The sequence below is a fragment of the Klebsiella sp. 2019SCSN059 genome, assembly GCF_021739525.1.
In the GTDB taxonomy this organism is placed as follows: Bacteria; Pseudomonadota; Gammaproteobacteria; order Enterobacterales; family Enterobacteriaceae; genus Klebsiella; species Klebsiella quasipneumoniae.
In genome coordinates this window covers 1-10,790 of the sequence record NZ_JAKKOM010000059.1, presented here as the reverse complement: position 1 = coordinate 10,790, position 10,790 = coordinate 1, and the positions used below count along the sequence as shown (strand labels likewise).

The 10,790-nt window shown below is 50.3% G+C and carries 5 protein-coding genes and 5 pseudogenes; 4 read left to right on the top strand and 6 right to left on the bottom strand.

Features of this window, described 5'->3' with window-relative positions:
- Window positions 1–66: 66 nt before the first annotated feature.
- Together L2I46_RS27990 and L2I46_RS27985 are read left to right on the top strand one after the other, a co-directional pair.
- A pseudogene (locus tag L2I46_RS27990) lies at window positions 67–710 on the top strand (DinB/UmuC family translesion DNA polymerase); the annotation flags it as partial.
- A 78-nt stretch (window positions 711–788) separates the two neighbouring features.
- Window positions 789–1,017 (top strand): annotated as a pseudogene (locus L2I46_RS27985) (type II toxin-antitoxin system Phd/YefM family antitoxin).
- Window positions 1,018–1,867: 850 nt separating this feature from the next.
- Here the strand turns inward: L2I46_RS27985 and L2I46_RS27980 are convergent.
- Together L2I46_RS27980 and sopA are read right to left on the bottom strand one after the other, a co-directional pair.
- Window positions 1,868–2,839 carry a ParB/RepB/Spo0J family plasmid partition protein gene (locus L2I46_RS27980; RefSeq protein ID WP_023287152.1) on the bottom strand — a complete coding sequence of 324 codons (972 nt, stop codon included), beginning with the start codon at window positions 2,837–2,839 and terminating at the stop codon, window positions 1,868–1,870.
- Window positions 2,839–4,005, bottom strand: coding sequence for a plasmid-partitioning protein SopA (gene sopA, locus L2I46_RS27975; protein ID WP_023287153.1), 1,167 nt, complete (start codon window positions 4,003–4,005; stop codon window positions 2,839–2,841). Before sopA ends, L2I46_RS27980 begins: the two co-directional genes overlap by 1 nt.
- A gap of 729 nt (window positions 4,006–4,734) precedes the next feature.
- Between sopA and L2I46_RS27970 the strand changes: the two genes are divergently transcribed.
- Complete coding sequence (locus L2I46_RS27970; RefSeq protein WP_017900946.1) at window positions 4,735–5,745, top strand: RepB family plasmid replication initiator protein; 1,011 nt, start codon at window positions 4,735–4,737, stop codon at window positions 5,743–5,745.
- A gap of 821 nt (window positions 5,746–6,566) precedes the next feature.
- On the opposite strand, the pseudogene L2I46_RS27965 reads toward L2I46_RS27970, so the two are convergent.
- Window positions 6,567–7,280, bottom strand: a pseudogene (locus L2I46_RS27965) (tyrosine-type recombinase/integrase).
- A 357-nt stretch (window positions 7,281–7,637) separates the two neighbouring features.
- On the opposite strand from L2I46_RS27965, the pseudogene L2I46_RS27960 reads away from it, so the two are divergent.
- Window positions 7,638–7,914: pseudogene (locus tag L2I46_RS27960) on the top strand (IS3 family transposase); the annotation flags it as partial.
- Between the two features lie 137 nt (window positions 7,915–8,051).
- Here the strand turns inward: L2I46_RS27960 and L2I46_RS27955 are convergent.
- The 3 genes and pseudogenes from L2I46_RS27955 to L2I46_RS27945 form a co-directional block, all read right to left on the bottom strand.
- The gene (locus L2I46_RS27955) at window positions 8,052–8,588 is read right to left on the bottom strand and encodes a hypothetical protein (protein ID WP_032414401.1); all 537 of its coding nucleotides are present in this window, start codon (window positions 8,586–8,588) and stop codon (window positions 8,052–8,054) included.
- Window positions 8,589–8,798: 210 nt separating this feature from the next.
- Window positions 8,799–9,803, bottom strand: a pseudogene (locus L2I46_RS27950) (IS3 family transposase); the annotation flags it as partial.
- Between the two features lie 139 nt (window positions 9,804–9,942).
- Window positions 9,943–10,068, bottom strand: coding sequence for a transposase (locus tag L2I46_RS27945; RefSeq protein WP_023287159.1), 126 nt, complete (start codon window positions 10,066–10,068; stop codon window positions 9,943–9,945).
- Window positions 10,069–10,790: the final 722 nt, after the last annotated feature.

Genomic DNA, 10,790 nt, shown 5'->3' with positions numbered 1-10,790 from the left:
TTAACGGCAGTCTGCGGGATGAATGCCTGAACATTCACTGGTTTCTGTCGCTGGAAGATGCGCAGGACAAACTCGACCTTCATCCGCAAAAATTTTTCTGTGGTCCTAGAGCGAACGGTACGTGAACTGAACGGGAAAGCTGCCTTTCGCTTGAGGAAGCCCCTCCGACGAAACAGCAAATTGTCTGCAGTCGCAGTTTTGGTGTGAAGATCACGGAGTACGAGTCGCTCCACTAGGCTATCTGTCAGCACGCTGAGCGGGCCTCTGAAAAGCTGCGTAAAGAGCACCAGTATTGCCGGCATATTTCCGTTTCCATCAAAACGTCTCCGTTCGCCGTTAAAGAGCCTTACTACGGCAACGTGGCCACGGAGAAACTGCTTACACCCACTCAGGACACCAGGGACATCATTGCTGCCGCCACAACGGCTCTGGAGCGTATCTGGAAGGATGGGCACCGGTATGCCAAAGCCGGAGTTATGCTGAATGATTTCACCGGGTCTGGCGTTTCGCAGCTGCAGCTGTTCGACGAACGCCCGCCACGGCCTCACAGTGCTGAGCTGATGATGGTTCTGGACGGGATCAACAACTCAGGGCTGGGTAAAGTATGGTTTGCCGGTAGAGGAATTGCCCCGGAATGGCCGATGAAACGTGAGATGCTTTCATCGGCATATACCACCCGCTGGAAGGAGCTGCCGGTTGCCCGTTTCTGACCGGCGAAATGACAGACGGAACTTGCCGCCAGATCATACTTTACCGATCATGCAGATGACTTGTCTCAGGGGGGAACCATGATAAATATCATTCTGTGTGATGTAACTGCCAGCGTCAGCGAACTTAAAAACGATCCGGTGGCCAGCGCCGGTGCCGGCTGCGGCTACCCGGTCGCTATTATTGACAGCAACCGGCCTGTTTTTTTATTGTGTGCCCGCGGTTCTGTATGAAAAAATGCTCGATCTTCTGGACGAAAAAGACCTGGCGCAATTGATAACAGAACGTCAAAACCAGTATATTTTGTGATCGGACAACGTGACAAACGACATCACAGTGGAGACACTGCTGACGAGGTGATCCCAAGGTCGTAAAAACGGCCGGAACTGGTTACCGGCCGAACGAAGGACCGGCCTACGCGCAGCGGCGGCAACTGGCTTTAAAAATGCTGGCGGAAATTTAAAATTAAGCCGCATACCCTGCGAAATTTTGCAGATTTCACTCAACATGCATGCTTCGTTCATTTCCCAACAGAACTTTCACCATCGCCTGTAATAGCAGTCCTGCTGCGTGATTACTCCGCTCAACGGGTCACCGGCGCCATGCCAATACCTGTTCGTGACAGGCATTGATGGAACTGCGGTCCCAAACTAATAATGTAACGACGATGCAGGTGGGACCGTGGTCTCAGGCTGAAACCTAAACGACGATGCAGGTGGGACCGTGGTCTCAGGCTGAAACCTAAACGACGATGCAGGTGGGGCCGTGGTCCCAGGCTGAAACCTAAACGACGATACAGGTGGGACCGTGGTCCCAGGCTGAAACCTAAACGACGATGCAGGTGGGACCGTGGTCCCAGGCTGAAAACCTAAACGACGATGCAGGTGGGACCGTGGTCCCAGGCTGAAAACTAAACGACGATACAGGTGGGACCGTGGTCCCAGGCTGAAAACTAAACGACGATACAGGTGGGACCGTGGTCCCAGGCTGAAAACCTAAACGACGATACAGGTGGGACCGTGGTCCCAGGCTGAAACCTAATCGATAATACAGGTGGGACCGTGGTCCCATAGAGAGTATTCAGGCCAGTTATTTTTTCTGGCCTGTGAGAAAGGAAATGAAGTAAAGGGAGATAACCGTAGACTAAAGCGTGTCCGCATCAAACTCCTAGTTTCTCAAGCTCCTTAAGAATGGCTTCTATTTTCTCTATACACTCCGCAGGAATGCGGGACCTATCCAGGTTAAGCACCATTTTATCGCCCTTGTACAATGCTGTTGCCCCTGGAGCAAACTGATGACGTGAGCTCAGATTAACTCTTGATGCGGAAGATTGTTTCAGTACGGATGTTAAAAGACTAATGACCTCTTCAGCTTCGAAGATTAGTCCCGCTTTCTTCTGATCTTGGAGAGTCTCAGCCTGCTGCTTCAGTAATTCTTCTTTATCTGCAAAAGCCTTCTGAAGGGCTTCACCTGACCGGGCAGACAGTTCTCCAGGATGTGCAAACAGGGCAACAACGGATTTAGGCAGTTTGGCCGTATTGATACAGCGGGTAATGATCTTACGAGAGATGTTTTCCGCATCGGCAAGTGCAGAAATATTTCCAGCAAACTCATTCTGCAGCCGGCTTGTATAACGCAGACCACGTTCATAAGCACTCGTCGGCCGATAATCGTTACCCAGTCGGGACAATGCTGCCATCTGCTCATCGTCCAGTTCACCAACCAGAATGCGATAATCACTTTCCGTCAGGATTGCGGCTTTACGGCGACGGCTGCCGTCTGCAATTTCAATGACATCGGAAACCCGGCGGCCGAAAGCTGGAGTCTGCTGACCAGTCAGTAAAAATGAAGGAATGAGATCATCCAGAGCATCTTCGGTAAGTAGTTCCTGATCGCGCTCATTGCCTGACCATACGCGTGAAGAGCTCTCAACAGAGTCTCCCCGGAGCACTTCAAGGGTAAATTTTACTTCCCGTCCACATACCGGAAGAGAGATGGCATTACCGCGGGCCATAGCACCCACGCGCGCAATTAATGAATCCACCATCGGCGCAGCCGGCGCCGGTGATGAGGTATCTTCAGTCGATTGAGTATGTGTGGTATGTCTTGGAATGACAGGGGCACGCTTCATTATCTAATCTCCCAGCGTGGTTTAATCAGACGATCAAAAATCTCATCGCAAACAGGCTCCCAGATAGAGAGGGCATTACGCCAGGCACCTGTTGAAGAACGTTGATCAATAGCCTGTTCAAAAACGGTTCTCATACGGATCTGACCTTTACCGACTTCATCCGTTTCGCGCACAACATTTTTAAGGACCATGCTTCCCCAGGCATCCCGAATTTGTTCTTCCATCCACGGGGACTGCGAGCCGTTATTATTACTGTATTTGGTAAGCAGAATACGGACATCTGGCTCGAAGCCTTTAAGATCCACGTTCTTAAGCAGGTCACGAAGCATATCGAAAAACTGCAGTGCGGAGGTGTAGTCGAATAGCTCTGCCGGAGTAGGGACAATCAATACATCAGCAGCGCATACAACATTTATCGTACCGATACCAAGGTTGGGTGCACTGTCGATAACAATCACGTCATAATCATGAGCGACCGTTTCAATGGCCAGACGGAGCATCAGGTGCGGGTCAGCAGGTAATTTGCCTTCGTCAAATTTCCCCATCAGCTCAGTTTCAATGCGGTGCAGTGCCAGACAGGACGGGATGATATCAAGGCCAGGCCAGCAGGTGGGCTTTATAGCGTAGCTGGCATCATCCTTTTCCCCAAGATAAAAGGGCAGGAGAGTGTCCTCAGCATGAATATGAAGATCGGGCACCCATCCGTGATACATAGAAGCCGTTCCCTGTGGGTCATTGCCTTCAACGAGAAGAACACGGAGTCCTTTCAGGGCTAGGTCCTGAGCTAGGTGAACAGAAACGGAGGTTTTGTAAACCCCCCCTTTATGAGCCGCAACCCCGATCACCGGAGGGAAAGCATCTTCTGCACGCCGCAGTCGGGTACCGAACACATCCCGCATATGATTGATTTGTTCGATGGTATAACCAACACGTTGTTCAACTCTGCCACGGGTTTCCATATCAGGGTGAGGTAATCGGCCGGCTTTCTCTGCATCCCTGATTGCCTGAGAAGAAACGCCAACCAAATCCGCCGCTTCACCAATTCTCCAGCGGCGGGTGATCTTCCTTGCTTCCGGACTGTCGTCATTAAACTGCGCAATGGCGATAGCCTTCGTCATCTCATGTCCAGCAGTAATGCACTGGTTAAGTATATCCATCAGTCCCATTCTGAGCATCCTTTAATCATCGCTTTGCATCATTTTATTAAATCTTGGGATTATTTGCAAAGCAACAATAAAATCGCAAAGTCATCTGAAAATTGCAAAGCTGACTGTAATGAAAGCTGTAAACCGGAGAAGAGAGGCTCAATCACATACGGCAGTCAATATTTCTCACTGCCGCTCGCCGCAGTAAGCGATCTCACGCAGTGAGGAAGTGGAAAAGCACAGAGACTGCACAAAGCACGAACGCTACGATGCCGGATACTTCTCCGGATTAGTCTATCTTCATGAAGTTGACTGTGATATGTGAAAAATTGACTATGGTATGAAACTAAAAGCCGAGGGCTAGTCAACAACAAAAGAAGATTCTACATATCGCAGTCAATATTTAATGTTAAATCAGGGAGAGTTACTCATGCGGCATTCAGATTACCCTTGCAGAACCCTGAATGTGGTGGGGTAGATCTGGCTGGGGATTAACGTTATTCATTGCTTCGATCCAGTAATTGATCCCAAAGAGATCATATTGAGATCCTAAAGAGATCCCCGGATCGCTGCAGCATGCGCTGTAACTGGCTTGAACGTCATACTGGATCGACTGTGGAATGTAAAAAGTTGACTGCTGTATGCGAAATCTAATACTGTGATATGCAACGGTATTTACTGAGGTATGTATATCCGTTGACTGCGATACGTATAACGACATTCTTTTGTGGATAACCGTTGAGGAGCAAGATGACGAGCGAAAATAACAGCTTACCTCTCAATCTTCAGGAAGTGGACAAGACAACCGGCGAAGTTGTTAAGCTGGATGTCAACAGTACCAGTACTGTGCAGCCGGTAGCGCTCATGAGGCTCGGTCTCTTCGTTCCAACCCTGAAATCAACCTCCAGGAGTAAGGCAAACCGTAAAAACGTCACAGATGCCACTGAGGAGCTCGTACAGCTGTCCATCGCCAAAAGCGAAGGGTACACCGACGTTAAGATCACCGGTTCGCGTCTTGATATGGACACGGATTTTAAAGTCTGGCTCGGGATCATTCGCTCGATGTCTGAGTATGGGGTAAAAAGTGACACCCTGGAACTGTCGTTCGTTGAATTCGTTAAGATGTGTGGATTTGACTCACGGCGCTCAAACAAGAAAATGCGGGATCGCATCAGCAATTCCCTGTTTAAACTCGCCTCGGTTACCCTGAAGTTCCAGAGCGAGACCAAAGGATGGACCACCCATCTGGTGCAGTCAGCCTATTATGACATCAACGAGGATATCGTGGAGATCAAGGCTGAACCCAAGCTCTTTGAGCTTTACCATATGGACAGGCGGGTCCTGCTTCGGCTGAAAGCCATTGACGCCCTGCAGCGGAAGGAATCTGCCCAGGCGCTGTATACCTACATCGAGAGCCTTCCCCAGAATCCCGCACCTATCTCCATGAAACGTATGCGGGACCGGCTGAATCTTACCTCAAATGTCTATACGCAGAACCACACGGTCCGAAAGGCTATGGAGCAACTTCGGGATATCGGCTATCTGGATTACACCGAGTTTAAACGTGGCCGGGCGACTTACTTTAGCGTTCATTATCGCAATCCCAAACTCATCAGCGGGACGGTGAAGGTACCGCGCAAGGAGGAAGAAGAGAAGGCGCCGGAGCAGAATTATGACGAAGTCATCAAGGCACTGAAGGCTGCAGGCATCGATCCGCAGAAACTTGCTGAAGCGCTATCGGCGATGAAGCCGGAAAATTGACTGCGATATGCATTACCATGACTGCCGTATGCATACGCAATTAGTTATTGACTGTGAGGTGCATCACGCATACTACAGTCAATATTCGCTCTCCTTCCTGCAGGTAAAGATCGGACAATATTGACTGCGGTATGTCATTTATGGCCAGAATATGCTGATATTGACTGCAGCATGCAAGTTTGACGAGGGTGTTACCCGACCAATTGAGAGCTCTCCACGTGACTGCATCCCACTGTCAATATTTCAGTAAATCCCCGGTGCGCACTGAATGAAGCCACTCAGCAGAGCGTTGATTTCGGCATTGCCATACAAGAGCTGCTAAAACCAGTCCTCCGAAGTTCGTTAATCCTGTCGTACCCTCAGCCAGCTTCGCACTGATATCTGCAATCATGAAGAGGAAACCTGATGGCTGTCAGAAATGGCCCGGGACGCAGTCACCGACGATATACTGAATAACGACCTGGCTTACCCGGTTGGAAAGGCCCTCAGGTATACCCCCTGTAACCTGCTGATATCCGGATCGCAGTAAGTTTTATTGTCTGCGGTATGAAGATGTCAGCTGGTCACCAGAGGACCAGGGCTCCTTAATTCGAATGATGTCATGGTGCAATGAGAAGGTGAGGGGACACGGGATGCGGTATGAATATTTCTCTCCAGACCCGGACGGAATGATGCCCGGGTCATACTGGATAAGCGTAACGCTTCTGCAGCCGGCACGGTGAGAGACTCAGAAGCGACTGACTGACTCTGCCTCGTCTGGAATGCGTTTGTCTTTATCTCCTTCACTAAGTGGCAAAGCCCCGGCCGCCTGCCCGACAATCTCAGCCGGCCGGTGGCAGGGAGCGAAGGATCTCCGCGGCATCTCGACCGTCAGCGGTAAAGGGAACGGCCAGGGTGGCAGCCATATCCAGCGCAAATACCCGGGTATAGACTTCCATCGAGCGCGGATCCTTATGCCCGGCCAGCGCCTGGATGACCTTCCTGAGCTGCCGGTGATAAAGCATGTGCCGGAAGGTATGCGGCGTCACGGCGATCGAAAAATGCACGCCATCAGCTTCAGCCCGCTTCACCGCCTGTTTCAGCCAGTTGCGCATTGTCTCATCCGTGACCGGCCATAACGGCTCCCGCCGGCGGGGCGGGTGGTGACCATCCAGCTTTCCATCTGACGCACAAAACTGCCATCCGTCAGCGGCACCAGGCGCACTTTATCTTTTGGCGGCCGCCCGCGGCGCGCCCGTACTTTCTCCGAAAGCACCCTAACAAAAGGGCGCAGACCATCCAGGTCGAAGGATTCCGGGGTGAGCGTCCGGGCTTCACCGATAGGGCTCCCGGTATTCCACATGGTGGCGAACAACATGTGGTGACGCTGGTCCGGCATATACCAGAGGAGGGCGCTCACTTCCGGCGCCAGGAGGTAAGCCGGCGTGGCACCTGTTGAGGTGGCTATCCGCCGGAGTGCCACCGCGGTCGCAAAATCAACGCCCGGGGCGGATCGGCAGCAGGGAGACGCGATCTGGTGAATTCTGCAGGGGAATGGATGCTGTTCATGAGTTATTTTTCACGTAGCGCACAACGGGTTTGGATACAGCTATTCTGGCCTGAAGCGGCTGATCCTGCCATGACAATAAATCGCAGCGCGCGGATCCTTTTGTTGTCTTATCCCACATTATTGCGGGTAAAACCAAATGCGTAAAGGATCCTTTTGCGGTTAAGATCTATGCTTAAGCCAGTTATGACGCGGCCTGCAGGCACTTTCGTCGTTTTTGGGAGAAATGGGGTAATGCCAGGACAAACAGCTATGTTGACACTGGCATTAATGGAGACGAGAAACGGCTACCTTCCAGATGCGATCGGCAGGAATGATCTTTAACATGTTCCGTCTGTGGTTGTGTAAGGGCAGCCAGTACGGCAGTGACGACTGGCACCGCTTCTGCGGGCCAATAACCTGGCACCGAGCTTGAGCCGGCGTGGCAACTGCCAGGATAATGCGGTGGCCGAATTGTTCTTCAGTTCACTGAAAAAAGAACGCATTAGTAAGAGAACATACCAAACCGGGATCTGGCCCGGGCGGATGTCTTCGATTACATTGAAGTGTTCTACAATCGGACCCGGCGCCACAGTCATCCCGGCGGCGTCAGTCCGGAGGCCTTCGAACAGGCCTCGTCGTGAGGACAGAATTTGTCTACAGGCATGGGGTCAGTCCATAGTTACATCTAATGTATCCTATGAACCGAGCGTATTTTCCCCATTAAGGGAAGTATCTTTTTTTGAAATTCCCGTAAAACGGGAATGATAAGATAGAAAAGTTACTTTTGTAGTTGAGCATTTGCATTAAGACGCATGCACGTTAGAACCGCGTCAGATGGGACCCCTGGATTTCGGGCCAGTATGACGGACAAGAGGAAAAGACCTAAGCGAAGGCAAGCGGCAGGATCAATACTAATTTTATGTATAAAATTAATGTCTCTCTCGTCTTTGTTGATAGCTACAACTCCCCCCTCCATCATTGCTGTGGATTTACCATCAAAAGTAACTTTTACGTTTTTGTAGACTTGCTTATTATGGTGCTTTGTTTTTTTATCTTTCAGAACAGCCTCATGAGTAAGGCGAAGAAACGCCATACACAAGGTGATCACTTCATCATCACTCAGCTTTGTTGAAAAGGCCTTTTGACCAGTCCAGTCAAAACTTCCCGGCTTCGATACTAAAGGCCCCGCAAGGATAAGATTCACACTGCCATTTGTCTCAGAAAAATTGAGCTCAAGTGCTGTCTTACCGGAATTAAATACCTTTTCATTTCGGTAAGGTTGATGCTGTGGTACATCGTTATTAATATTTTCCACCAAATATGTCCTTCACCTTCGTTGATTAAATTCTTCACCAGACCAATGTAGGTATACCCTCTAGGTTGCTTCATCGCAAAAATATAAGCACTGGTCTCCAGCATTAGATAGTCTCCCGAGGGAGCACCAGGAGGAACCTCTGTAGAGCTAAGGCTTTTAGTGTGCTCCTTTTTAACTTTGACCCTGGCCTAAATTCAGTGCAGTGCTAAATCAGAGAGCTTCGTCTTTCCGGAGACTTCGGATGAATTCAGCCGGAGTCATGTCATTTAATGATGAATGCGTTCTCTCATGATTATATTCCCTGCGCCAGTTGTCGAGTTTGTCCTGCGCATCTTCCAGCGACAGAAACCAGTGAATGTTCAGGCATTCATCCCGCAGACTGCCGTTAAATGATTCAATAAACGGGTTATCCGTTGGTTTTCCGGGGCGGGAGAAGCCCATTGTGACCCCGTGCTCATACGCCCATTTATCCAGACTTTTCGAGATAAACTCGCTGCCGTTATCTGTCTGAATACGTACCGGCAGGCGCTTGCCCGGCACCCGCAACCTTTCCATCACACCGACCACATCCTCACCTTTCAGCGACTTTCTGGCATGGATCGCCACACACTCCCGACTAAAATTATCCACTACAGTCAGCGCCCGGAAACGTCGTCCGTTAAACAGGTTATCCGACACGAAATCCATACTCCAGCACTGATCGACACCGGTCAGGACCGGACGTTGCTGACGATGTGCTGCACTGACATGCCTGCGGGGGCGCTTTTTGCGCAGGTTGAGGCCTTCCGGACAGTAAATCCGGTGTGTTTTCTTGTGGTTAACAGGCCAGTCTTCCCGCCGCAGCTGAATATGAATACGCGGGCAACCGTAGCGTATCCGGGTTTCTGCTATTTCCCGGATACGCAGGGTTATCGCCCGATCATCACGCCGGCTCTGCCAGTGGTAAACGGTTCTGCTCTGCATCAGCAGTCCGCATCCCCGCCGGACACTGATACGGTAAGCCTCCCGCAGAAAATGCACCGCCTGACGCTTCTGAGCCCGGCCTCAGAACTTTTTTTTGATAACTTCCTGCAGCATCTCCTTGTCCAGACTTAAATCAGCCACCAGACGTTTCAGATGATGATTCTCTTCCTCAAGCTGGCGCAGGCGGCGCAGCTCTGTCACGCCCATGCCGCCAAACTTTTTCTTCCAGTTGTAAAATGTGGCTTCAGAAATGTCGTTTAGTTTTCAGCCTGGGACCACGGTCCCACCTGCATCGTCGTTTAGGTTTCAGCCTGGGACCACGGTCCCACCTGTATTATCGATTAGGTTTCAGCCTGGGACCACGGTCCCACCTGTATCGTCGTTTAGGTTTTCAGCCTGGGACCACGGTCCCACCTGTATCGCCCATCTTTCGGCAGACTTCCTCCACCCGAGTGCCGGTTTCGGCCTGTTTCAGCGCAAATGCTATCTGTTCCTCGGTATAGCGGGTCTTTTTCATGGCGATTTGCCTCTCCGTGAGATGGAAGAAAGACCGGAGACTTCAGTTTAGCCTGGCACTGTTTTCAGGGAGGAGATCAGATCTTTGGTAAAGGTGGCTGTTCCAATGTTCTTTACCCTACCTGTGACCATTAATCGGCAAGTTCTGAAGTGATTAGTAGCCCTGAATTCGTTGTCCTGGAAACGCCTGTAAACCTCTTCAGGAGTATGTATCCGATTAACAACGTTGACCATTTCCGGTTCTGCTGGTTTTAGAGGTACTTGAGTTAACATCTGGAGTTTCTGTGTCATGGTTCGGAGGTGATGTAAGGACACCATGAACAACAAGCACTGCAAACGCTAATGACAGAGAAATTGTAACTATTTTGGTCAAATGTTTGTGAGTTTTTTGCATCTTACTTTTCCATCATTTCGAGGGTTATGATCTGATCATTTATGCGATAAACCTGTAATTGGTCCTGAGGGGATTTCACCGTTTTTCGAATTTCTCTTACGATATCTTTTGTCAGAATATCGCTAGCTTCCATGTACAAAACTCTGCGTTCATCAAGACTGGTACCGTTATCGGTAAGCCAGGATTCCGGTATTTCCGTTTTGTGGATTAGGGCCATGTATTTGACGATAAATTCATAGGTGAGGGTAAAGGGGGCTTTGTTGAATAAATCGAACTTTTGCTGAGTTGAAGGATCAGATCACGCATCTTCCCGACAACGCAGACCGTTC